General features: G+C 73.0%; 21 protein-coding genes. 11 read left to right on the forward strand and 10 right to left on the reverse strand.

Translation table 11 applies throughout. From position 1 onward, the window contains the following. The 3 genes from NBZ85_RS08655 to NBZ85_RS08665 all read left to right on the forward strand — a co-directional run. Positions 1–950: glycosyltransferase (locus tag NBZ85_RS08655; protein WP_261561757.1), on the forward strand; the 950-nt coding region annotated here is incomplete at its 5' end. Beyond that, positions 947–2,158 (forward strand): glycosyltransferase, encoded by a 1,212-nt coding sequence (locus tag NBZ85_RS08660; protein WP_261554431.1) that lies wholly within the window; start codon positions 947–949, stop codon positions 2,156–2,158. The genes NBZ85_RS08655 and NBZ85_RS08660, both read left to right, overlap by 4 nt. 215 nt (positions 2,159–2,373) lie before the next feature. Further along, a complete protein-coding gene (locus tag NBZ85_RS08665) occupies positions 2,374–3,168 on the forward strand; it encodes an Rv1486c family protein (RefSeq protein WP_261554432.1) in 795 nt (264 codons plus the stop codon). Positions 3,169–3,274: 106 nt separating this feature from the next. Here NBZ85_RS08665 and NBZ85_RS08670 read toward each other — a convergent pair whose 3' ends face one another. The 4 genes from NBZ85_RS08670 to fabG form a co-directional block, all read right to left on the reverse strand. After that, complete coding sequence (locus NBZ85_RS08670) at positions 3,275–3,790, reverse strand: DUF3090 domain-containing protein (RefSeq protein ID WP_261554433.1); 516 nt, start codon at positions 3,788–3,790, stop codon at positions 3,275–3,277. 16 nt (positions 3,791–3,806) lie between these two features. Beyond that, entirely contained in the window at positions 3,807–4,973 is a 1,167-nt protein-coding gene (locus tag NBZ85_RS08675) for a ferrochelatase (RefSeq protein WP_261554434.1), read from the reverse strand. After that, the gene (locus NBZ85_RS08680; protein ID WP_261554435.1) at positions 4,970–5,275 is read right to left on the reverse strand and encodes a hypothetical protein; all 306 of its coding nucleotides are present in this window, start codon (positions 5,273–5,275) and stop codon (positions 4,970–4,972) included. Before NBZ85_RS08680 ends, NBZ85_RS08675 begins: the two co-directional genes overlap by 4 nt. A gap of 147 nt (positions 5,276–5,422) precedes the next feature. Then, positions 5,423–6,139, reverse strand: a complete 717-nt coding sequence (gene fabG, locus NBZ85_RS08685; RefSeq protein WP_261554436.1) for a 3-oxoacyl-ACP reductase FabG — start codon at positions 6,137–6,139, stop codon at positions 5,423–5,425. Between the two features lie 204 nt (positions 6,140–6,343). Here fabG and NBZ85_RS08690 point away from each other — a divergent pair, with 204 nt between their 5' ends. Then, positions 6,344–6,670, forward strand: coding sequence for a DUF167 domain-containing protein (locus NBZ85_RS08690; RefSeq protein WP_261554437.1), 327 nt, complete (start codon positions 6,344–6,346; stop codon positions 6,668–6,670). Positions 6,671–6,842: 172 nt separating this feature from the next. Beyond that, a complete protein-coding gene (locus NBZ85_RS08695) occupies positions 6,843–9,473 on the forward strand; it encodes a pyruvate dehydrogenase (RefSeq protein WP_261561760.1) in 2,631 nt (876 codons plus the stop codon). A 28-nt stretch (positions 9,474–9,501) separates the two neighbouring features. Here NBZ85_RS08695 and fabI read toward each other — a convergent pair whose 3' ends face one another. The 3 genes from fabI to NBZ85_RS08710 all read right to left on the reverse strand — a co-directional run bounded on the left by fabI (position 9,502) and on the right by NBZ85_RS08710 (position 12,137). Beyond that, positions 9,502–10,275 carry an enoyl-ACP reductase FabI gene (gene fabI, locus NBZ85_RS08700; protein ID WP_261554439.1) on the reverse strand — a complete coding sequence of 258 codons (774 nt, stop codon included), beginning with the start codon at positions 10,273–10,275 and terminating at the stop codon, positions 9,502–9,504. 176 nt (positions 10,276–10,451) lie between these two features. Continuing rightward, the gene (locus NBZ85_RS08705) at positions 10,452–11,633 is read right to left on the reverse strand and encodes a cation:proton antiporter (RefSeq protein ID WP_261554440.1); all 1,182 of its coding nucleotides are present in this window, start codon (positions 11,631–11,633) and stop codon (positions 10,452–10,454) included. A 21-nt stretch (positions 11,634–11,654) separates the two neighbouring features. Continuing rightward, a complete protein-coding gene (locus NBZ85_RS08710) occupies positions 11,655–12,137 on the reverse strand; it encodes a cation:proton antiporter regulatory subunit (protein WP_261554441.1) in 483 nt (160 codons plus the stop codon). A gap of 221 nt (positions 12,138–12,358) precedes the next feature. Between NBZ85_RS08710 and NBZ85_RS08715 the strand changes: the two genes are divergently transcribed. Next, positions 12,359–12,853, forward strand: coding sequence for a PGPGW domain-containing protein (locus tag NBZ85_RS08715; protein WP_261554442.1), 495 nt, complete (start codon positions 12,359–12,361; stop codon positions 12,851–12,853). Positions 12,854–12,869: 16 nt separating this feature from the next. On the opposite strand, the gene NBZ85_RS08720 is transcribed toward NBZ85_RS08715, so the two are convergent. After that, positions 12,870–13,259 carry a hypothetical protein gene (locus NBZ85_RS08720; RefSeq protein ID WP_261554443.1) on the reverse strand — a complete coding sequence of 130 codons (390 nt, stop codon included), beginning with the start codon at positions 13,257–13,259 and terminating at the stop codon, positions 12,870–12,872. A 261-nt stretch (positions 13,260–13,520) separates the two neighbouring features. Here NBZ85_RS08720 and NBZ85_RS08725 point away from each other — a divergent pair, with 261 nt between their 5' ends. The 4 genes from NBZ85_RS08725 to NBZ85_RS08740 all read left to right on the forward strand — a co-directional run bounded on the left by NBZ85_RS08725 (position 13,521) and on the right by NBZ85_RS08740 (position 19,501). Next, positions 13,521–15,407 carry a glycoside hydrolase family 15 protein gene (locus tag NBZ85_RS08725; protein ID WP_261554444.1) on the forward strand — a complete coding sequence of 629 codons (1,887 nt, stop codon included), beginning with the start codon at positions 13,521–13,523 and terminating at the stop codon, positions 15,405–15,407. A gap of 187 nt (positions 15,408–15,594) precedes the next feature. Next, a complete protein-coding gene (locus NBZ85_RS08730; RefSeq protein ID WP_261554445.1) occupies positions 15,595–16,878 on the forward strand; it encodes an L-2-hydroxyglutarate oxidase in 1,284 nt (427 codons plus the stop codon). Between the two features lie 121 nt (positions 16,879–16,999). Continuing rightward, positions 17,000–18,259 (forward strand): aminotransferase class V-fold PLP-dependent enzyme, encoded by a 1,260-nt coding sequence (locus tag NBZ85_RS08735; protein WP_261554446.1) that lies wholly within the window; start codon positions 17,000–17,002, stop codon positions 18,257–18,259. A gap of 561 nt (positions 18,260–18,820) precedes the next feature. Continuing rightward, complete coding sequence (locus NBZ85_RS08740; RefSeq protein WP_261554447.1) at positions 18,821–19,501, forward strand: response regulator; 681 nt, start codon at positions 18,821–18,823, stop codon at positions 19,499–19,501. Positions 19,502–19,897: 396 nt separating this feature from the next. Here NBZ85_RS08740 and NBZ85_RS08745 read toward each other — a convergent pair whose 3' ends face one another. Both NBZ85_RS08745 and NBZ85_RS08750 read right to left on the reverse strand, forming a co-directional pair. Then, a complete protein-coding gene (locus tag NBZ85_RS08745; RefSeq protein ID WP_261554448.1) occupies positions 19,898–20,302 on the reverse strand; it encodes a hypothetical protein in 405 nt (134 codons plus the stop codon). A 567-nt stretch (positions 20,303–20,869) separates the two neighbouring features. Next, positions 20,870–21,937: a hypothetical protein gene (locus NBZ85_RS08750; protein ID WP_261561758.1), complete on the reverse strand. Its 1,068-nt coding sequence runs from the start codon at positions 21,935–21,937 to the stop codon at positions 20,870–20,872. Positions 21,938–22,210: 273 nt separating this feature from the next. Here NBZ85_RS08750 and NBZ85_RS08755 point away from each other — a divergent pair. After that, on the forward strand, positions 22,211–22,395 hold a 185-nt coding region (locus NBZ85_RS08755; RefSeq protein WP_261561759.1), incomplete at its 3' end, for a hypothetical protein.

Here is a 22,395-nt window from a genome sequence, read left to right on the forward strand (position 1 = left end):
TCGTGCATCTGGCGGCCCCGGCCGGGCTCGGGGCGCAGGCGGTGTTCGCCGCCCGGCGGCTCGATGTGCCAAGCATCGCCGTCTACCAGACCGACATCGCGGCGTTCGCCGCCCGCTACGGGCTGGCCACCGCCGAACGCACGATCTGGCGCTGGCTCGCCACCGTGCACCGGCTGGCGGCACGCACACTCGCCCCGTCCTGGGATTCCGTCGACGCCCTGCTCCGGCAGGGAGTGCAGCGGGTCGCCCGCTGGAGCCGGGGCGTGGACCTCGAATGCTTCGATCCGGGGCACCGCGACACCGACCTGCGCCGCCGGCTCGCTCCGGGCGGCGAGCTGCTCGTCGGCTACGTCGGCCGGCTCGCCCGGGAAAAGCGGGTGGACCTGCTGGGCGCGGTCGCCGATCTGCCCGGCACCCGGCTCGTCGTCGTCGGCGACGGCCCGTCACGCGCGGCGCTCGAACAGGCGCTGCCGGGCGCCGCCTTCCTGGGCTTCCGCAGCGGACGCGAGCTGTCCGCCGCGGTGGCGAGCCTGGACGTGTTCGTGCACACCGGCGTGCACGAGACGTTCTGCCAGGCCGCCCAGGAGGCGAAGGCCAGCGGGGTACCGGTGGTCGCCCCGGCGGCCGGCGGGCTGCTCGACGTCGTGGAACACGGCCGCACCGGCCTGCACTACGCGCCCGGGAATCCGGCGGCCCTGCGGACCCAGGTCGCCACGCTCGTCGGCGACCCGCAGCGGCGGGCGGCCATGGCGCTGGCCGCCCGGGACTCGGTCGCCGGATGCGGCTGGACCGCGGTCGGCGACGAGCTGCTCGGCCACTACCGCGACGTCCTCGGCACCGGCGGCCGCGGCGGACACGACGAGCACTACGCACTGGCGGCCGCAGGTCCGCGGACAACGGGGGCGGGCGACCGGGAGGCGGCCCGACGAGACGACAGGCGGTCACGGTGAAGATCGTGCAGGCGGCGAACTTCGTCGCGCCGGCCTCCGGCGGCATTCGGACGACGCTGCGTCACCTCGCCGCGGGCTACACGGCGGCCGGTCACGAGGTCGTGCAGATCGTGCCCGGGGAGCGTGACGAGGTCGAGCAGCGCCCCGACGCGCTGGTGCTGCGGGTCCGGGCGCCCCGCCTGCCCGGCACCGGCTACCGGATCATCACCCAGCCGTGGCGGGTGGCGGCCCTACTCGACCGCGAGCAGCCCGACCGGCTGGAGGTTCACGACCGGGCGACGCTGCGCCCCCTGGGCGGATGGGCACGGCGCCATGGCGTGCCGTCACTGGTCGTCAGCCACGAACGACTCGACCGGCTGCTCGGCACCTGGACGCCGCCGTCGCTGCGAGGCGTGCTGCCGGTGACGGCGGCGGCCGACCGGGCGAACGCATCGCTCGCCGCCGCGTTCGACGCGGTCGTCACGACGACGGCCTGGGCCGCGGCGGAGTTCGTCCGGCTCGGCACGCCGAACCTGCGCCACATCCCGCTCGGGGTGGAACTCGACCGGTTCCACCCCGATCACCGCGACCGCACGCTGCGCCGCGCCTTCGCCCGGGACCGGGAGGCACTGCTGGTCGTGGCCAGCCGGCTGGCACCGGAAAAGCGGGTCGACACGGCCGTGGACGCGGTCGCCGAACTCGTCCGCCGGCGGGTCGCCGTCCGCCTGGTGATCGCCGGCGACGGTGCGCACCGTGGCCGGCTGGAACGGCGGGCCGCCGGGCTGCCCGTGACCTTCCTCGGCTTCGTCGCCGACCGCGAGCGACTCGCTGGCCTGCTGGCCAGCGCCGACCTCGCGCTCGCCCCGGGGCCGGTGGAGACGTTCGGGCTGGCCGCCCTGGAGGCGCTCGCGAGCGGCACGCCGGTCGTGGTGAACCATGCCAGCGCGCTGGCTGAGCTGGTGGTACCGGGCGTGGGCGCGATCGCCGCCGGGAGCGGGTTCACGTTCGCCGACGCGGTCGTCGACCTGCTGTCGACCTCGCCCGCCGGGGACCCCGAGCGGCGCGCGGCCGCCCGGGCCCGGGCCGAGCAGTTCACCTGGTCGGCCACCGTCGCCGGCTTTCTCACCTGCCATGCCGCGTCGCCGACGGCCGGCCCCACCATCCGAGCCGGCCCATCGGCCCACCCAGGCCGGAGTACCACTTGTCGGCGCGCCGTCCGGGCCGGTTGATGCGGGCGGCCCGAACGCAGCGGTCGCGGCCCCCGGCATGCTCCGACACTCCTACTGGCTGCTCAGCGTCGGCCTGCCCTGGCTCGCCGGGCGGTGCCTGGTCGGCGACGATCGGCGACGATCGGCGACGATCGGCACGCCTATCACACGGAAAATCGGCTCGTGACCCACCCTCGGCGCGCCGGAGAGCCCCTGGATTGCCTACGGTAGGCAATGTGCTTCCCGCCCTGTCAGCCTCGCCCCGGTCCGGCGTCCTCACCGGCTGGGGCAACGCATGGCTTGCCGGGCTCGTCGGACTGGATGACGTCATCACGCAGGTGCACCGCGCACTCGGCGGCGAGGCGGCGCCCCACACCCTCGGTGACGAGCCACTCGTCCTCGGCCTGGGTGCCCTTCGCACCGCCGGCGCGCAGCGGCTACGTCTCGTCCTGCCCGCCCCGGGTGACGCCACCGGCCTGCCCGGCCCGCCGGAGGTGAACCGCGACGCGATCACCGCGGGTGAGGCCATCATCGTCATCGGGCCGGTTCCGCCGCTGCTGCTCGTCCCCAGCGTCGTCGTCCACGGCCCGGCGCTGGAGGGCCGGCTGGAGTCCGTGCACTGGCGGGTACTGCCGGCGGCCAGCGTGCCGCCGGCCGGCGCCGGGCTGCGCGCCGCCGAGTACGAGCTCAGCGACGCGATCCGCACGACCACGGCTGCCCTCGTGCACCTCGACATCGCCAGCGCCCGCCCCGAGGTGCTCGCCCTGCTACGCGACCGCGGCGAGGAGGAACCTGGGCCGGGGTTGGGCCCGGGGCATCCGTCGGCCGCCCACGCCCTGCTCGCCCGGGCGGAACGGCTGTCGACCCTGCTGGACCTGGCGGCCCGCGACGACGGCGCCGCGGTGACGGCCAGCGAGATCGCGCGGCGGTCGGCGGCCCTGCGCGGCCTGTCCGCGGCGGTGCGGCGGGCCTACGAGGCCGCCTACGACGCGTTCGACCCGTCCTGCGCCACGGTGCCGCCGCCGCACTGAGCCGGCCCGGGATCAGCCGGCTTCAGGATGAGCCGGCTCAGGGATCAGCCGGCTCAGGGATCAGCCGGCTCAGGGATCAGCCGGCTTCAGGTGTGCGGCGGCCCGGTCAGTTCAGTCGGGGGCAGAAGTGGCCGGCGGGATCGTCGGGGCGACCGCACAGGACGCACGGCGGGCGGCCGGCGGCGACGATCGTGCGAGCCCGCTCGATGAAGGCCCGGGCCTGCCGGATCGACAGGCCGACCCGCAGCGAGTCGAGCTGGTCCTCGCTTTCGGGCAGCCGGATCTCCCCGGGGGATAGCCCGGCCGCCTCGACGAACACCCGATGGCCGTCCCAGGAGACGGTGAGCTGCCCCAGGTGGAAGTCCTCCTGAAACGGCGCGTCCAGCGGGGCCAGGTCGATCTCGACGTCCGTGGCGGCGGGAAGCGCGATGCCCTGCGTCTGGCCGACCTGTCCGAGCAGCGTGTTCAGCCCCTCGGCGAGCGCTGTGACCTCGGTCTTTTCCAGACCCACCGTCACAACCTGCCCCCGGCCGGCGGCCTGGAGGAAAAAGACCCTGTCACCGGGCTGGCCCACCGTGCCCACCACGAACCGCTCCGGGGATTCGAACACGTAACGCTGCATAGCTCCGATCGCTCCGTTACCTTCGTTCGCCTCGTCGTCCGGTTCCGGTTGCCTTGTTCCCCATCAGTATCGCCGCATCCCTACGCCGTCCACCTTCTGCGGCATTCTGGATTGCGCGAGGCGGCTGTTGCGGCGGTTGGCAGCAGTGCGCGGCGCACTGCTCGGGCCACGGCCCAAGCTCGGTCAGCGCCCGGCGGGGCAGGTCCGGATGCCGGATCTCCTCGACAAGCTCCCGCACCATCGCGACGAACCGGGGATCGGTGCCCACCGTGCCCGCGCGCGCCATCGGCAGCCCGACCTGCCCCGCCCGCTGGGCGGCGAGAACGTCGAGGTCGTAGGCGACCTCCATGTGATCGCTGACGAAGCCGAGCGGCACGACGACGGCACCCACCGCCCCGGCCGCGGCGAGCTCGACCAGCCGATCACCCACGTCCGGCTCCAGCCAGGGCACGGCCGGCGGCCCGCTGCGGCTGCAGTAGGCCAACTCGGCGCGATGGCGGACCCCGGTGACCCGCTGGACCCCGTCGGCGATCACCTCCGCCACGGCACGCAGCTGACGCGGGTAGGCGTCCCCGTGGGGACCGCTGGACCGCGCCTGCGACAGCGGCAGGGAATGCGCGGTGAACACCAGGTGCGCGTCGGCACGCGCCTTCTCCGGCAGCTCGGACAACGCGGTGACGCACCGGTCCACCATCGGCGCCACGAAGCCGGGATGGTCGAAGAACAGCCGCAGCTTGACCAGCTCCGGAGCCGCAGCTCCAGGCGGGAGCGCGGCGAGTGCCGCCGCCAGATTCTCCTGGTACTGGCGGCAGCCCGAATACGACGAGAACGCCGAGGTGACGAAGCAGGCCGCCCGGCGGACGCCGGCGGCGGCCATCTCGGCGACCGTGTCGGTCAAATAGGGCGCCCAGTTACGGTTGCCCCAGTAGACGGGCAACCCGGGCAGCTCCGCGCGCAGGACCTCGGCCAGCAGGCGGTTCTGCTCGTTGAGCGGGCTACGCCCCCCGAACATCCGATACTGCTCGGCGACGACCTCCAATCGCGACTGCGGGATATCCCGGCCGGCCGTCACGTTGCGCAGAAACGGCAGCACGTCGTCCGGGCCCTCGGGGCCGCCGAAGGAGACCAGCAGCAGCGCGTCGACCTCCACGGCGGCGGCCGGCGTCCCGGTCGTCCCGGTCATCGCGGCACGCGGTCGGCGATGTCGGCCGGATAGGTCGGGAAGTAGCGGCCGATGGTCGACAGCTCGAACTCCGGCAGGATCGCCCCCGCCGGCTCCCGGGCGAGCAGGTACTCGAACGACACATGGACCAGAGCGATCATCCCGGCCTCGTCACCGACGGCCGTCCCGCTCGCGGCGAGCACCGCATCGTCGACTCTGACCCGGAAGGAGAAGGAGAGCCCGGGCACGCCGGGCGAGGTCTCCTCCGCGACCTCCACGTCGAAGTCACGGCCACCGCGCGGTTCCACCCGGATCACGCTCATCGGACCCACCCCTTCGTGGCTGCAGCGGCCTCGACGGCGCGCGGCAAGGCTCCGCCGCCCACGATATCCGCCGGCGACGTCGCCCACCCGACCGCGGACCCGTGCCCGCCGCAACGTCCCGCGCGTGCCGGACGGGATGCGGCCCTGTCAGTGCCCCATGCTCAGACCGCCGTCGACGGGGATCAGTGCGCCGCTGATGTACCCGGCCTGCGGCGAGGCCAGGAAGGCGACAAGAGCGGCCACATCCGCCGGCTCGCCCATCCGCCCGCCGGGCACCTGGGCGGTGAGGGCCGCCCGCTGGACCTCGGTCAGGGCGTCGGTCATGTCCGTGCGGATCGGGCCGGGGGCGACCACGTTGGCGGTGATGTTGCGCGGCGCCAGCTCCCGGGCGAGGGAACGGGCGAAGCCGATCAGGCCGGCCTTGGACGCGGCGTAGTTGGACTGCCCGGGCCCACCGGTGGAGGCGACGACGGAGGAGACGAAGATGAGCCGCCCGCGGCGCATCCGCATCATCGGCCGCGCCGCCCGCTTGGCCACCCGGTAGGCGCCGAGCAGGTTCGTGTCGACGACCTCTTGGAAGGCGTCCTCGCTCATGGTGGCCAGCAGTGTGTCCCGCACGATGCCCGCGTTCGACACGACGATCTCGACGGGGCCGAGCACGGCCTCGATCTCGGCGAACGCCTTGTCGACGCTCTCGGTGTTGGCGACGTCCATCCGGACGCCCAGCATGCCTTCGGGGGCGGAGCCGCCGCGACTGGCGACCGCGACCCGCTCCCCCGCGGCGGCGAGCGCGACCGCACAGGCAGCACCGATGCCGCGGTTACCACCCGTCACCAGGGCCACACGACCCTCGTTTTCGACCATGGCCCGGATAGTAGCCGGCCGATGCACCGTCTCCGGACCGTCCCGGCCGTAGACACACGCCCATCCCGACACCGCACCCGTCCCGACGAGGCATACACATCCCGGAGCAGCGCGAAAATCCACCACGCCCGCCGTCACCCTTTGGTGGCATCGATGCCGCGGCACAAGCTCCCGGCGGTGCGGCGGTGCGGGAAGATTGCAGTCATGCGGGTGACGATCCGGGTGCAACCGGGCGCCGGGCGAGCCGCCGTGGGCGGGCGTTGGACGGACCCGCGGGCGGGGGCGATGCTGACCGTCCGCGTCACCGAACGGGCCGTCGACGGCCGGGCGACCGAGGCCGCCCTGCGCGCGCTGGCCGGAGCTCTCGGCCTGCGCCGCACGCAGGTCCTGCTCATCCGCGGTGCCACGAGCCGGGTCAAGACCGTGGAGATCACGACGCCCGCCGTGGACGAACCGGCCCTGCGCACCCGCCTCGACCACCTGCTCGCCGTCGGCGACCCCGACGGGACGACCAACACCACGACGGGCTGACCTCTGTCGTCCCACAGATGCTGAAATGGTGCGACATCAGCAAACGGGACGCCGGACGCGGTCCTGCCGCGCGTAACAGGCGTGGGTCGCCGATCCGGCCGGCGGCACAACCTCCGGCCCGCACCGCACGTCCGGACATGGGGAGGTCGGTGCCGTGGGACGAAGACCGGTCATGCGCAGGCCGGACATCAGACCGGCGGATGCCCTGTGGGGGCACGCGGGTCGGGGGGAGCTGACCATGGGCCCAGCCGGCCCGGATATCCCAGAAACCCCGGGCGCCACCACACCCGGCTCCACCACACCCGACGCCACCACACCCGACGCCACCGCCCGACCGGACCGGGAGGACAGCGCGGTTTCGCTGTCCCGCCCGCCCCTGCGATCCGGCTCGGACATCCATCGAGATCGAGACGAGGACTCCATGGTGACGTCGCCAGGCGCCGTCCGCAGCCCCTGGCCCGCCGAGGCCGAGGCCGAGGCCGGACTACCTGCGGTGGTGGCCGCCGCGGCCCCGGCCGCGCCCCACGGATCAGGCGTGATCGTCGGCGGTGTGCCGGAACCGGTCACGCCGGGGCCGCCCGGTGGCGTGCTAGACCTCGCCGCCCTGGCCGCGGTGGAGAGTCGGTTGCGCGCCGCTGCCACCGCGGCCATCGAGGTCGGTGCGCGCGGCGGGCGGCGTTCCCCGGCTGCCGCCCGGGGCGAACGGGCGGGGGTGGCCGCGGCCTCGAGCATCGCCACCGTCCTGTGGTTCGACTCGCTGCGCGCCGAGGATCGGGTCAGCGTGACGCCCCGGGCCGGCGCGCTGGTCCACGCCGTCCATCAGGTGCTCGAGGACGCGCGGGTGGCCGACGACCCGGTCGGTGAACCGGCGGCAGGCGGGCCGCCGACCAACTGGCCGCGGCCCGACACCGCGCCACCCCCGGCGGACGCCCGACCCCTGCGCGTGCTGGGCGCCGGCAGTGTCGGACCGAGCGGGACGGTCTGGGCGGCGCTGGCCCGCCGGTACGCCGGCGAACGCTTCGACCGCACCCCACGGGGACGCCAGATCTGCCTGATCGACTACGCCGAACTGCGCGACCCGGCCGTCTGGGAGACGATCGCCGACGAGCGGGCCACGCATCTCGGCGAGCTGCTCTGGGTGGTGATGGTGACCGGGTCCGGCGTGTCCGCCGCCGCCGGCGGCCCCGGTGGGATCGGCGGACCGGCCCGCGCGTCACGGCTGTTTGAGGCGGCGGGCTGGCAGGTCCTGACCGTACGCTACGGCCGTCGGCTCGAGGCGTTGTTCCGGGCGCCCGGCGGCCATGCGCTGCGGTCACGGCTCGACCTGCTCACCCCGGCCGAGTTCCAGGACCTGCTGCACACCCGTGGGACGGACCTGCGCCGCCGCCTGGCCGGGCCGGGCACCACCGGCGCCGGCGTCAGCCGGCTGTTGGACACGCTCACCGACGAGCAGATCCTCGCCTGCCTGGGCGACCTCGGCGGGCATGACATCGCGCTGCTGATCGACGCCTTCGACGAGGTGGCAGCGGACCGGCCGACCGTGCTGTTCGCCTACACCAGCGACCGGCTCGCACCGGCAGACGGCGCCGACCCGACCGCCGCGGCGTCCCACGGCGGTGGGTCGATCGCCGTCCTGCCGCCGATTGAGGGAGCTCGGCGCCTCACCAGCCACGTGGCGCGCTACCTGGACCATGTTCCGGTGCCGCTACGCACCCCCGCGCAGGTGCCCGCGCACGCCGGCCGCCGCTTCCCGGAGTGGATCTCCACCCAGGAGGCGTTCGGGGACCTGCTTCGCGACCTGCCCCGGCTCGCCCCGCAGGCGGCGGCCGCGGTGGTCACGATCAGCACCCGGGCAGCCGATCCCGTGCTCGCCGGCTGGCTGGCCGCTGCCAAGGCCCCGGCGGGGCGGCACGTGGCCGGCGGCCTGTCCGCGACGGCCTTCGGCGGGGTACTCGGTTCGCTGGGGGTGGCCTGGAGCCGGCAGGGCCTGCCGCTGCTGCCGATCGGGGTCGCCGACGAGGTGTCGGCCGGTCGGGTACTGCCCGGCTGGTTCGCCGCGGGCAGCGGCGACGCCCGCTCCGTGCTGGCGGTCGCCGACACCGGGCTCGACCCGGTCACCCGGGCCCTGGCGTGGAACGGCGGCGACGGTGCCCCGGCCGGGATCGCGACGACCTGGGTGCCGGCGTTCGCGCACGACCTCGCGTGGTGCCTGCTGGCCGGGCTCGGCCGGCTGGCCCGGCTCGACGGCGCGTCCAGTCTGATCCAGCTCTCCGCCCGGCCGGTGGACCAGCGGCTCGCCGAACTACCGGTGGACGCGGACGGCTGGCGTCGCCGTCGCGCCCTGGTGCTCGCCGGCGGATACCGGCTGCACGAGGGCGGCCCGGGGGCCGCGATCACCCTCGTCGGCGTCGGCCCGGTCATGCCGGAGGTGCTGCGCGCCGCGGCGGAGCTGCGCGCCGGGCTCGGGCACGAGGTGAGCGTGGTCTGCCTGACCTCGCCGGGTGCCGTGTTCGGAGCGCTGCAGGCCCGCCGCGGGCTGGCCGACGGGTCGGACGCGCTGCTCGCCGAGCTCTTCCCGGCGAACCGGCGGTGCCCGATGGTCACCGTCGTCGACGGCGATCCGCGGACGCTGAGTTTCCTGGCGGGCGTGCACGGCGATCCGATCTCGACGCTCGGCTCGGCCGCACCGCCGCCGGCCGCCGCCGTGACGGCGGCGGCCCGAGCGGAGGCCGTCCCCGTCACGGTGGACGTCATCGTCGGAACGGCGTTGGACCTGCTCGACGAGGCGGCAGCCGCCGGCTGACTCCCGGCGGCCGAAGACGGGCCGCCGGTCAGACGCCGACCGCGTGCACGCCGCCGTCGACGTGGACGATCTCGCCGGTGGTCGCCGGGAACCAGTCCGACAGCAACGCCACGCACGCCTGGGCCGCGGGCGTCGTGTCGTGGACGCTCCAGCCCAACGGGGCCCGACCGTCCCAGACGTCCTCGAACTGGCTGAAGCCCGGGATGCTCTTGGCCGCCATCGTGCGCAGCGGGCCGGCCGCCACCAGGTTCACCCGGATGCCGCGCGGGCCCAGGTCGCGGGCCAGATAACGGGCCGTGGACGCCAGACCCGCCTTGGCGACGCCCATCCAGTCGTAGGACGGCCAGGCGACGGCGGCGTCGAAGTCGAGGCCCACGATCGATGCCCGTTCCCCGAACAGGGGCAGGGTCGCCCGGGTCAGGGAGGCCAGCGACCAGGTCGACACCTGCAGGGCGGTGCCGACCTCGGTCCAGGCGGCCTCGACGAACGGCTTGCCGCCGAGGACCGACTCGGGCGCGAAACCGATCGCGTGCAGCACCCCGTCAAGGCCGTCGACGTGCTCGAGCACCCGCCCGGCGAGCCCGGCCAGCTGCTCTTCGTCGGTGACGTCCAGCTCGACGACCGGCGCCTCGGTGGGCAGCCGCCTGGCGATGCGCCGCGTCAGCGACAGCCCACGCCCGAATCCGGAGAGAACAACCTGCGCGCCCTGTTCCTGCGCGATGCGGGCAACGCTGAACGCGATCGATGCTTCGGTGAGAACGCCGGTGACGAGAATGCGCTTACCTTCGAGAAGTCCGCTCATGGGCCGCATCCTGCCAAACATGGCTGCCCGAGTGGGCATACCCGGGCCCGTAAGTTCGCCCCGTTCTCAGCGGACAGCACCGCGACCGGCCGACGGCAGGCGGCGACCCTCGCCGACGCCAGCGTAATGTTGATCAACCGTTGCGGACTCGTCGATTCGGTGCCGCCGCCCGGCGATCAGGGGCGGCTCAACCGGCCGCGGGCCGCGCGGGTCACCGGCTCGACGAAACGGGTAGCCAGCGGGCCGATAATCGCCATGAGCAGCACATAGCAGGCGGCGAGGGGGCCCAGCTTCGGTTCGATGCCGGCCGCCACGGCAAGCCCGGCGATCACGATCGAGAACTCGCCCCGCGCAACGAGGGCCGCGCCCGCCCGGAACCGGCCCATCGTCCCGATCCCGGCGGAACGGGCCGCCCACCACCCCGTCATGACCTTTGTCACGACGCCGGCAAGCGCCAACAGCGATCCGGCGAGTAGCGCCGGGGGGATGTCGGCGGGGGCCGTCTGCATGCCGAAGAAGACGAAGAAGACGGCCGCGAACAGGTCCCGCAGCGGCCGGAGCACCTCCTGCGCGCCCTCGGCCACGGGGCCGGACAGGGCGATGCCGACGAGGAAGGCGCCGACGGCGGAGGACACCTGCATCCGCTGGGCCAGGCCGGCCACGAGCAGCGCCAGCCCCAGCGCCCGCAGCAGCAGGACCTCGTCGTCGCGGTCCGCGGACGGGTTGAACACCAGTCGGGTCACCTTGTCGCTGTGCCGCAGCGCGACGTAGAGGACGGCGACGAGCACGCCGAGGGCGATCGCCACCGTCAGCGACCCGCGGGCGAGGCTGTGATGGGCCAGCAACGCGGTCAGGATCGGCAGGTACACGGCCATCGCCAGGTCCTCGAGCACAAGAACGGACAGCACGACCGGCGTCTCCCGGTTACCGAGCCGCCCGAGGTCGCCGAGGACCTTCGCGATGATCCCGGAGGAGGAGATGGCCGTCACCCCGCCGAGGACCACCGCCGCCGTCGGGCCCCAGCCCAGAATGAACGCCGCGGCGACACCCGGGGTGGCGTTCAGGACCAGATCGAGCACCCCCGACCGGGCCTGTTTACGCAGGCCGGACAGCAGCTCGCCGGCGGTGTACTCCAGACCGAGGGTGAGCAGCAGCAGGACGACACCGATCTCGGCACCGACGCCGATGAACTCCTCACTGGCGCCGAGCGGCAGCAGCCCGCCGTGGCCGAATGCCAGGCCGCCGACGAGATAAAGCGGGATGGGGGAAATTCCGACGCGCAGCGCCAGATGCCCGAGGATGCCCAGGGAGAACAGGACTCCCCCGAGCTCAAGGAAGGTCGTCGCGGTGGAATGCACTCGATCCGGCCAACCCGCTCGTCAGCCGGAGTGGAGCAACGCGGCCACGGACGCCGTGTTCTCCGGGGTCCCGACGACCACCACGATGTCCCCGGCCTCGAACCGGAAGTCCGGCCGGGGGGAGGCGTGGACGATCTGGTTGCGGACGACGGCGACGATGGAGGCGCCAGTGCGGGTGCGGGCCTGGGTGTCACCAAGCGGGCGGCCCGCGAAGGGCGAGTCGGCCAGAATCGCGATCTGCTCGCCGACCAACCCGGCGAACGCGCTGCTGATGTCGGCCAGCTTCTCGACGATGTGCGGCGCGCCCAGCAGCTCCGAGAGCGCGTCGCTCTCCTCCGCCGTGAGCGGGATGGAGTCCCGGGAGGAGTCGGGATCATCGGGATCGTAGATCACGAGGTCACGCCGCCCGTGATGATGGGACACGACCCCCAGCCGACGGCCGCTGCGCGTCTGGAAGTCGTGCCGCAGCCCGATGCCAGGGAGCGCGGTCTCCTCGATCTCCACAACAACCCTCTCCGCGCCTTGTCGACCCGCTCGTCCGTAGGAAGCTCCTGGTGAGCCGCCTTGCCACCCTAACGAACGATCCGCGGGCGCTTCTGGTTCGCCCGCCGCTCATCCCGAAACGCGGCCCAGGTCACGGAGCCGAGTTCGGAGATCCGGGCCACGATTGTGGTGCGCGGCGCGTTGGACGAAGGTAACCACGACGACAGGAGGAGTTGCCCGACGTGCTGACCCGAAGCGCCCGACTGCTGCGCAGGATCGCCCTCACCGTGTTGGGGATCGTGGTCCTCGGCGTCGGCATCGCGATGCTCGTGCTGCCCGGTCCGGGCTTCCTTGTGGTCGCCCTCGGGTTCTTCATCCTGAGCCTGGAGTACGAGTGGGCGCGCAGCCGCTTCGAGCGGACCCGGCGCAAGGCAGCCGACCTCGCCGATCAGGCCGCCGCCAACCGGTTCTCCTCGGTGTTCACGATCCTGTTCGGTCTCGGGATGATCGGCGCCGGCATCGCCTGGGTCGTCGTCGACACCCTGCCCGCCTCGTCGCCCTGGAGCGGCGGGAGCCTGGTCTTCAGCGGACTCGTCGTGCTGGCGACGATGATCGTCAGCCTGTGGCAGGCGAAGCAGGCGCGTGACGCCGGTCTGCCCACCCCGGCCGAACTCCTGGACCAGCACGACCTGGACCAGCACGAGCGGGAGCACGCCGACGAGACGCCGGCGGGGTAGGGCGCCGGCCCCGCCGTCACTGGCCCTGGGTCTCCTGACTCATGCCGTTCACGCCCGGCTGGTCGTGCACGCACTTGTACAACGCCGCGCGGTCGGCCGTCGACGCCTTCGCGACGTCGTAGCGCAGCGGATACGCCCGGCTGGTGGCGAGGTTGTTGCGGTCCTTCGGCAGCTGGATCGCGCGACCCACCGAGGGACACGCGGCGCGCACGGCATCCTTCTGCGCCGTCGTCGCCTCCGGGGTGAAGTAGACGACGGCCTCCTGCTTGGGCGGCGGCCCGCTCACCGTCGCGTAGATCCCGAACGCGATCAGGCCGATGGCCGCAAGAGTGATCGCCACCACAGCCGTGCGGCGCCGCGGGTCGGCCAGGTACCGCACGGCGCGGGTGGCAGCGGTAGGCGACATAGAGGCCACGTCGTGAGTCCTGTCACATCGGGGAAAGTTTTCTGGTCCGGATTACGGGTGGACCACCGCGAAGTCCGGACCCCCAACCTAGCCGGCCGGCGCAGTCCGTAAGGTGAACGCCTTTGTGAGGCTCGGCGACCTCCGCCACGGGTGACCGCCGCACCCCGCCCGATGACGCCGGCGACGGTGCTCATCCCACATCCGGCGATCATCATCTTCCGATGATCGCGACCAGCGAACCATGGGAGCGAGGAACAGGCCGTGCCATCCCTGATCGAGGACTACGCGCTGATCGGCGACACCCACTCTGCGGCACTCGTGGCGCGCACGGGCTCGATCGACTGGCTGTGCCTGCCCCGATTCGACTCACCGTCCTGCTTTGCCGCGTTGCTCGGTGACGCCGACGACGGGCACTGGCAGATCGCCCCGGTCGAACCGGTTCTCGGCGTCAGCCGCCGCTACCGCGGTGACACCCTGGTGCTCGAGACGGACATGACCACCGCCTCGGGCACCGTACGCATCGTCGACGCGATGTTCCCCCACGCCGGCACCCACACGGTGCTGCGGCTCGTCGAGTGTCTCGAGGGCGCCGTCCACATGCGCTCGGAGACCCGGTTCCGGTTCGACTACGGCTCGATCGTGCCGTGGGTGCGCCGGGTCGACGAGCACACCATGTCCGCCGTCGCCGGCCCCGACGCCGTCACCCTGCGCACCACCGCCCCCATGGAGGGGCACGACATGGCCACCTACGCCGACTTCCACGTCGCCGCCGGCCAGTCCGTGCCCTTCTCCCTGACCTGGACGCCGTCGCACCAGTCCCCGCCGCCGATCCACGACGTCCGCCGCATGATCACCCTCACCGAGGCGTGGTGGTCGGACTGGATGGCCGGCTGCACCTACGACGGCCAGTGGCAGCCCGCCGTGCGCCGCTCCCTGATCACCCTCAAGGCGTTGACCTACGCCCCGACCGGGGGCATCGTCGCGGCCGTCACCACCTCCCTGCCCGAGCACATCGGCGGGGTGCGCAACTGGGACTACCGGTACTGCTGGCTGCGCGATGCGACGATCACCCTGCTGGCCCTGCTCGACGCCGGGTTCACCAGCGAGGCGACCGCGTGGCGGGAATGGCTGCTGCGCGCCGTCGCGGGCGACCCGTCCCGGGTCCAGATCATGTACGGCGTCGCGGGGGAACGCCGGCTGCCCGAGTACGAGGTGCCCTGGCTCGCCGGCTACGAGAGTTCCTCCCCCGTCCGCGTCGGCAACGCCGCCGTCGACCAGTTCCAGCTCGACGTCTACGGCGAGGTCCTCGACGCCCTGCACGTGGCGCGGGTCGCGGTCGCCAACCGGCGGCCGTCCGTCCCCGGGCTCGTCCTGCCCGGCGGGCAGGCGATCGCCGACCACCAGAGCGACGATTCCTGGCCGCTGCAGACCAAGCTGATGGACTTCCTGGAGACCGGCTGGCGCAAGACCGACGAGGGCATCTGGGAGGTCCGCGGGCCACGCCGGCACTTCGTTCATTCCAAGGTGATGGCCTGGGTCGCCGCCGACCGGGCCGTCCGCGGCATCGTCGAGTCCGGCCTGCCCGGTCCCGTGGAACGCTGGTCCGCGCTGCGCGACGAGATCCACACCGAGGTCTGCGCGCGGGGCTTCGACTCCGACCGCAACACTTTCACCCAGTTCTACGGCTCCCGTGAGCTTGACGCGGCGCTGCTGTACATGCCGCTGGTCGGCTTCCTGCCTGCCACCGATCCCCGGGTCGTCGGCACGGTCGCCTCGATCGAACGAGAACTGATGGAGGACGGCTTCGTCCTGCGTTACCCGACCGCCGAGGACGGCGCGGTCGACGGGCTGCCCGCCGGTGAAGGTGCCTTCCTCGCCTGCACCTTCTGGCTCGCCGACAACTACGCGCTGTCCGGGCGGGTGCACGAGGCCCAGGAACTGTTCGAACGCCTGTTGTCGCTGCGCAACGACGTCGGTCTGCTCGCCGAGGAGTACGACCCGCGGCTGGGCCGGATGACCGGCAACTTCCCGCAGGCGTTCAGCCACGTCCCGCTGGTCAACACGGCCCGCACCCTCACCGACGCGCTGCGCGGGGTGCCGCGCTCGCGCACCGACCGGGCGCACCCGCCGGGCCACTTCTTCGGCTGAGCCGCTCGGGGCGCAGCGGCAGCACGGCAGCGGCGGCAGCGGCGGCGGATCACCTGGCGACGGGTCCGCCGCGCGGCCGTCGGGACGGACTACCGGCTCGTCACACAGCGTGTATGCCGATACTTGTTCCGTACCGTCGCCCGTGGTGGCGGACTCCAGCCGATCGACGAGAAACAGGGGGCGGGGCGTGGCAGGTCGGATCGCGGTCATCGGCGGCGGCATACTCGGACTGGCGGTGGCCCGGCGCCTCGGCCAGGTCGAACCGGGAGCGACCGTGACCGTGTTCGAGAAGGAGCCCGACGTCGCCCGGCATCAGACCGGACGCAACAGCGGTGTCGTCCACGCCGGTCTCTACTACGTCCCGGGCTCACTGAAAGCCACCCTGTGCCGGCGCGGCGTCGGCCTGCTGCGCGAGTTCTGCGACACCCATGACATCCGTTACGACGAGTGCGGCAAGGTCGTCGTCGCGGTCGACGACAGCGAGCTGGAACGCCTCGCCGAGATCGAGAAGCGTGCGCAGGCCAACGGCGTCCCCCGGACGCGCATGCTCGACGCCGCCGAACTGCGGGCGATCGAACCGCACGCCCGGGGAGTCGCCGCCCTCCACTCCCCCACGACCGCAATCGTCGACTATCCCGGGGTCGCGCAGGCGCTCCGCAAGGAGATCATCGCCGCGGGCGGCACGGTGCGCACCAGCGCCGAGGTGGTCGGCGTCGACGAGCGGCCGGACGGGGTGCACCTGCGGCTCACCGTCACCGGCTCGGCCAGCGCCCGGCCCAACGGCAATCACGAGATCGCTTCCAGGGACGGCGGGCGGGTCACGGCCGTCTCCGAGCGCGTCGGCCCGTTCGACCTGCTGATCGCCTGCGCGGGTCTGCAGTCCGACCTGGTGGCGACCCTCACCGGCGAGGACCCGTCCCCGCAGATCATCCCCTTCCGAGGCGACTACTGGCTGTTGCGCCCACAGCGGCGGGACCTCGTGCGCGGGCTCATCTATCCGGTGCCGGACCCGCGGTACCCCTTCCTCGGAATCCACCTCACCAAGCGCATCGACGGCGAGATCCTCGTCGGCCCCAACGCGGTGCTCGCCACCGCCCGCGAGGGCTACACGGTCGGCACCGTCCAGGGCGGCGACCTGCGGCGCACGCTCTCCTGGCCCGGTTTCCACAAGATGGCCAGGACGCACTGGAAGACCGGCGCGAAGGAGATCCTGCACACCGTCAGCAAGCGGGCGTTCATCTCCGAGGCACGGCGCTACGTGCCCGAGCTGCGGACCAACGACGTGGTGCGCGGTCCGGCCGGGGTGCGTGCCCAGGCGGTGGCCCGGGACGGCAGCCTCGTCGACGACTTCGTCCTGTCGCACACCGGTCGCGTCGTCCATGTACGCAACGCGCCGTCGCCAGGCGCGACGGCGTCCCTTGCCATCGCGGAGCACATCGTCAGCAAGGTCGTGCCCGAGCGGGCGAGCTGACACCTGCCGCGCACCGGGGCCGCACGGGGGCGACACGGGGGCGACATGGCGGCAGTCCCGACCGGGCCCGGGGAGGCGCAACGAAGGCCCCGGGCCGTCCGACGGGTGCGATCCTGGTCCGGTGGATGCGACGGCGAGCCGCCAGAATCGTGAGGATCTCACCGACGCGGCGGCGGGCGACCACCGCGCGGGGACGGAGCTGGCCCGGCGCTGGCGTGCCGCACGGCCGCCCTGCGCCGTGACCCACCTGGACGCGGCCGCCGCGGCGCGGCCCAGCCAGGCGACCCTCGACGCTCAGATCGCCCACCTGGGGCGCGAAGGCGAACGCGGCGCGTACGTCGCCGAGGTGGAGGCCGGCGAGGTCCTGCACTCCGCGCGGGCGGCACTCGCCGACCTCATGGGACCCGGCCTCGGCCCCGACGAGGTCACCTTCCACCATTCGGCCAGCACCGCCTTTGCCGCGCTGCTCACCGCGTGGCCCCTGCCTGCGGGCGCCAGAATCGGAGTTCTTCCGAGCGAGTACGGCTCCAACGCGCTCGTGCTCGAGGCCCGGACGCGACAGGCTCCCCTTGAGTTGATCGATCTGCCCGTCGACCCACAGGGCGTGATCGACCTTGATGTCCTCGACAGGGTGGGGATACCCAGCCCCCGGGCGGGCCGCCCGCTCGCTCTCGACGAGCTGGATCTCGTCGTCTTTCCGCATGTCCCCAGCCAATGCGGCATTGTGCAGCCGGCCGTCGAGATCGGCCGGCGCTGCGCCGCCGCCGGGGTGCCACTCGTCCTCGACGTCGCCCAGTCCCTCGGCCAGACCGGTGTCTCCGACATCCACGCCAGCGCCTACGTGGGAACGTCCCGCAAGTGGCTGTGCGGCCCACGGGGCACCGGCTTCCTCGCTGTGCGGGGAGACCTGGCCGAGCGCATCAACGTCGCGGTTCCGAGTCTTTACAGCATGGGCCGGGGCAGGGACGGCCGGCCGATTCCCCTGCCCGGCCTGGCCCGGCTGGGCATCGGTGAAGCCTCGGTAGCCTCCCGGGCCGGTCTCGCCCAAGCGCTTTCCGAGCTGCTCGCCAGCGATCCCCCGCTCGTGTTCGCCCGCATCGTGTACCTCGCCTCCTACGGGCGACGCGTCCTGGACGGTGCCGGCGGCTGGCGGGTACGAGAGCGGCCGGACTCGCCGACCGGCATCGTCACGCTGCAACCGCCATCCGGCGTGGACCCCGTGGCCGTCCGCGATCGTCTCTACCGGCAGGATGCGATCCTCACCAGCGCCATCCCGGTCCAGCGAAGCCGTGATCTCGAGGGGCCGGTGCTGCGGGTGAGCGCCCACGTGTACAACGACCCGGCCGAGTTCGAACGGCTCGCCGAAGCGCTCGACCGCTGACGGCCACGGGAAACAGCCCGGCCGAGGCTCGCCGCCTGTGCGAGGAAAGCCGCCGGGATCTGCGGGACGCGCTGGCCGAGATTCGATCCGCCGACACGGTCGATGCCCGGCTCGCCCGTCTCCTCCTCGGTGACGGGCTCGGCCATGCCATCGACCGGACCTTCGCGTCCGCAGGATCGTCTCCCGGGCCGCCCCGGCGAATCGCCGCTCGAGGGACAGCGGAAGAAGGGTCTGTGTGGTCGGTGCGGCGACCCCGACTGCGACTGCGACGGCGACTGCGGCGACTGCTGTGAGTCCTGTGGTGAGTGCGCGGAGTGCGACTGCGGCGGTTGTGACTGTAACTGCTGAGCTAGCCGGATGTTTCGGCCTCGTTGCGCAAGTCCGAACCAGGTCGTGACGTCGGGTAGAGATCTGCTGAAATGGTGGGCGTCGCGCGAGCGGAGTCCCCGACGCTCCTCGCGGCCGGGGACGCCCCCACGTCCCCACTGACGGGCACCGACGCCCGTCGGGCCGTGTCGAGATCTGTCATGGCCGCAAGTCCGGGAGAACGACTGGACCACCATGAACGCTGAGGACAACACGACAGCTTCCGACATCATCACGGTTGCGGCGGTGGACGATCATCCGATCGTGCTGCGCGGTCTGGCAGATCTGCTGCACGACATCAAGGACTTCGACCTTATCGACACCGCCTGTTCCCTCGATGCCCTGCTCGCCGGTCCTGGGCGGCACGCACAGGTGGTCCTGCTCGATCTCGACCTCGGTGACGGCACCGAGCCCCCGGACAACCTCCGGCGGCTGCTGTCCGACGAGCGGAGCGTGGTGGTGTTCAGCGCCGCGGCCGCGCCGGACACCATCCGGCGTGCGATGCGCGCCGGCGCTTCGGGCTTCGTTCCCAAGACCGACGACGTCGAGGATCTGGCCACCGCAATCCGCGCGGCGGCCGCCGGTACCGGATGGATCTCTCCGCAGCTGGCCTTCCTGCTCCTCACCGATGATTCCCCGGACAAACCGCACCTGTCCCCGAAGGAGGTCGAGGCGCTGCGCCTGTACGCGACAGGGATGCCGCTGAAGACCGTCGCCCGGAAGATGGACGTCTCCCCGGAGACCGCCAAGCAGTACATCGACCGGGTCCGCCAGAAGTACCGACGGGTCGGCCGCGACGCGGCGACCAAGGTCGACCTCTTCAAGCGGGCCATCGAGGATGGGCATCTCGATCGCCGCGCGGAGGGAATGGCCTGACCGAGGCATCAGGCGGCCGAGCCGCGCGACCGTGGTGATGGAACTCCGCCACGTCGCGTCGGATCGGCCCAGAAAAGCGTAGTGGGCGCCGACACCCCCATGTCAGCGCCCACCACCCAGACCCACACCGGATCCCCGAATCCGGTGCGAGCCCTCGCGCCACCCCCCCGCATGGCGTGAGGACGCGCGATCCGGTCAAGTGCGGAGCATCTCCGGCTCGTCCCCCGACCGAGCCTCGTTGCTCCCCCGTGCGCCCTTGACCTGTTTCATCGTGCCCGCTGTCGCGGTTGTCGTCATGACCCCAAATCCACCGGACCGGGCGTCCCCCCAACGGGGGTCACCCATCTCACCATCGGGTCATCCCCACCCGGTTCAGGCCGCCGCGCCGGCCGCCGGTCAACGACGCGGCTCGCGGCCGCGGCCACCGTGACCTGAGGCCTGATACACACATTGCACAACAACACCGACCGCGAGAACAACAAAACCACAGCAGGCAATCACCCACAATCCCGGGCCGACCGTGGTCGCCGTACGCAGCCCGCTGTCGACGAACGGACCACCCCGGTAGAGCTGGACGAGGTCGACCGCCGCGGTCAGCAGGACCATCAGCCCGGTCATGGTCGCGAGCATGCACCCCCACTGCCTGCGCCCGGCGGCGAGGAGCAGGCCCGCGACCACGGCGAGGATTCCCAGCAGCACCGTCAGCTGCCCGTGCTGGTCGGGATCGGTCCCCCGTACGGTGAACTCCACGAACCCGTAGGCCCGCACCGTCGCCCACCGCATCCCCGATGCGATGATCACGACGACTCCGGCGCAGACTGCCACCGGACCGGGTAGCCAACCGCAGTGGGACGCTGCCCGGCGCAGCCACGAGCGGGCGGCCGGATCCGCCGGGCGGACCGGCGCAGGCACCAGGATGCCAGCCGTTGCCGGCAAGGCCCACGGGTGCGCGCCACCCGCCGCCGACTCCGGCCGCACGGCCGGCACGGCGACTGTGCCAACGGGCGGCGACAGCGTCACGGCGCCCTCCCGAGACCAGGCGGGATCGGCCGTCGCCGCGGCCCGCGCCCGCCACGCTCGCAGCTCCGCGGCGACGGCAACCGCGCGGTCGTCAAGCTCGGGCGGGCCCGGGCCAACCGGGGATGGTCTCTCCCGGCCGCCGGCCCCCGCGGCCGTCCTGGTGCCGCCCCCGGCAGCCGGAGGTGAACCGGTACCGCCCGGGCGGGCCCATGGACTCTGCTGTTGACCGCTCACCCACGCCACCACCGTCCGACACCCCGCAAGGGGTCTGACGACCGCCTCGCACGGTCGTATCACGCGGGGAAGCTGCCCGCATGACGCGAGACAGAACCACCTGTACCAGGCGAGTTACCCTCCGCCACCGCCTCCGGTCGATGTCGTACGCGGCCGAAGCAGTACCGCGCCGATCAGGGCGATAATGCCCGACGCGAGCGTGACCATGATCCCGTTCTGCGGATGGATGGAGATCACGTCCGCCGAGATGGCCCGAAAGGAGGCGAGGGTCGGCGGTCCGTAGGCCCGGTCGAGCCCGGCAATCACCACGATCATGGCGGCGGCCAGCCGGGCAACCAGAATATCCGCCGTGCGACCACCGATCGGCCGGCGCGCGAGTCGGGCGGCACCCACGACACCCAGGAGGACTGCCAGGACGAGGACCAGTCGACCGTCCCCGGCGACGATGCCGTTGAACGTGCGGGTCTCGTCCGCGCTGGACATCTCGCTCCACGGTAGGACGCTGCCGACGACGCAGCCCACCGCGCCCACGATCATCGCCAGTGCCGCTACCGGTCGCGTCGTACCCGGCCCCGGCGCGGACCCCGGCACCCCCTGCCCGGTTGCGCCGATCGGTTCCGGCGATTCTCCGGTGCCCGGCGCCGGGCGCACCGGGTCAGGCCGCTGCCCCCGTTCCGGCACCGCGCCGCGGACGGGATCCACGGATACGCGGTCAGGGTCAACGGGCTCGCCGGGCCGTGGCACCTCGTGCCGCGACGTCACGCCCCGCCCGGCAGATGAGCTGCGATCATCCAGGACGGACGGGGCGACGGCGTCGGTCTGACCCCCGTCGAACGCCTCGAACGCCTCGGCTGCCCCCGGGTCCGGTTGGTGCCCCGGGTCCGCGTGACGCCAGCCGTCATCGGTGACCGTGAACCGGTTCGCGACATCGCCGTGATCATCGTTCACGTGCTCCCGACGCATCCCGACGCGCATGGTCGGCGGGTCGAGCTCCGGCCGTGCGGCCGGTGGCCGGTCGGGAACGGCCGCGCGGGCCGAGGCACCCCGGGCGGGTGGCTGCGCCCTGGACGGGTCACTGCCGCGTTCCTTCTCCCGCCTCGCGAGTGGGTCGGGGATCCGAGGAACGGCCGGCTCTCGGCCGGAACCGTCGCCGCGAACCGGCCCGTCGGCCCGGCCCGCCACATGGCGATCCGCGGCGTCGCGTTCTCCGGCCGGCCGGGCCGCCCCGGAGTCGGCGGGCCGGACTGGCAATTGCGGTGCGTCACGCTCAAACCACGTGGGCCGGGGCCCGGCGGCATTCGATCGCCCCGGGTCTCCACCCGCGGCGGAGGGCGGCTGCTGTGGCTGCACGGCGGTACGCGGCGGATCGACACCGCGCGGCGACAGGTTACGGCCCGCGCCGGGTGCAGGACCGAGCCCAGTCCGGCCGGCCCGGGGGGCCCCCGAGGGAGCGGGGTGGGCGGCGCCGGCCAGGCCGGGTGGTCGCGTGCCGGCACCCGCGGGATTCTCGGGCCCACGCTCTTTCCCCGGCTGACCGGCAGCAGCACGGCCAGCCTTCGAAGCTGCTTCGTCGGCCGCACCAGCCTGACCCGGGGCTGCCAACCGCGCCCGAGTTCCGTGACCCGCGCCTCGTCCCGGTT

This window comes from Frankia tisae (assembly GCF_025403405.1).
Taxonomy (GTDB): Bacteria; Actinomycetota; Actinomycetes; order Frankiales; family Frankiaceae; genus Frankia; species Frankia tisai.

Bases quoted from the DNA above. Each gene is read 5' to 3' on its own strand.
- NBZ85_RS08670 (WP_261554433.1), bottom strand. From the start codon at position 3,790: ATGCAGCGTTACGTGTTCGAATCCCCGGAGCGGTTCGTGGTGGGCACG.
- NBZ85_RS08675 (WP_261554434.1), bottom strand. From the start codon at position 4,973: ATGACCGGGACGACCGGGACGCCGGCCGCCGCCGTGGAGGTCGACGCG.
- NBZ85_RS08680 (WP_261554435.1), bottom strand. From the start codon at position 5,275: ATGAGCGTGATCCGGGTGGAACCGCGCGGTGGCCGTGACTTCGACGTG.
- fabG (WP_261554436.1), bottom strand. From the start codon at position 6,139: ATGGTCGAAAACGAGGGTCGTGTGGCCCTGGTGACGGGTGGTAACCGC.
- NBZ85_RS08690 (WP_261554437.1), top strand. From the start codon at position 6,344: ATGCGGGTGACGATCCGGGTGCAACCGGGCGCCGGGCGAGCCGCCGTG.
- NBZ85_RS08695 (WP_261561760.1), top strand. From the start codon at position 6,843: ATGCGCAGGCCGGACATCAGACCGGCGGATGCCCTGTGGGGGCACGCG.
- fabI (WP_261554439.1), bottom strand. From the start codon at position 10,275: ATGAGCGGACTTCTCGAAGGTAAGCGCATTCTCGTCACCGGCGTTCTC.
- NBZ85_RS08720 (WP_261554443.1), bottom strand. From the start codon at position 13,259: ATGTCGCCTACCGCTGCCACCCGCGCCGTGCGGTACCTGGCCGACCCG.
- NBZ85_RS08740 (WP_261554447.1), top strand. From the start codon at position 18,821: ATGAACGCTGAGGACAACACGACAGCTTCCGACATCATCACGGTTGCG.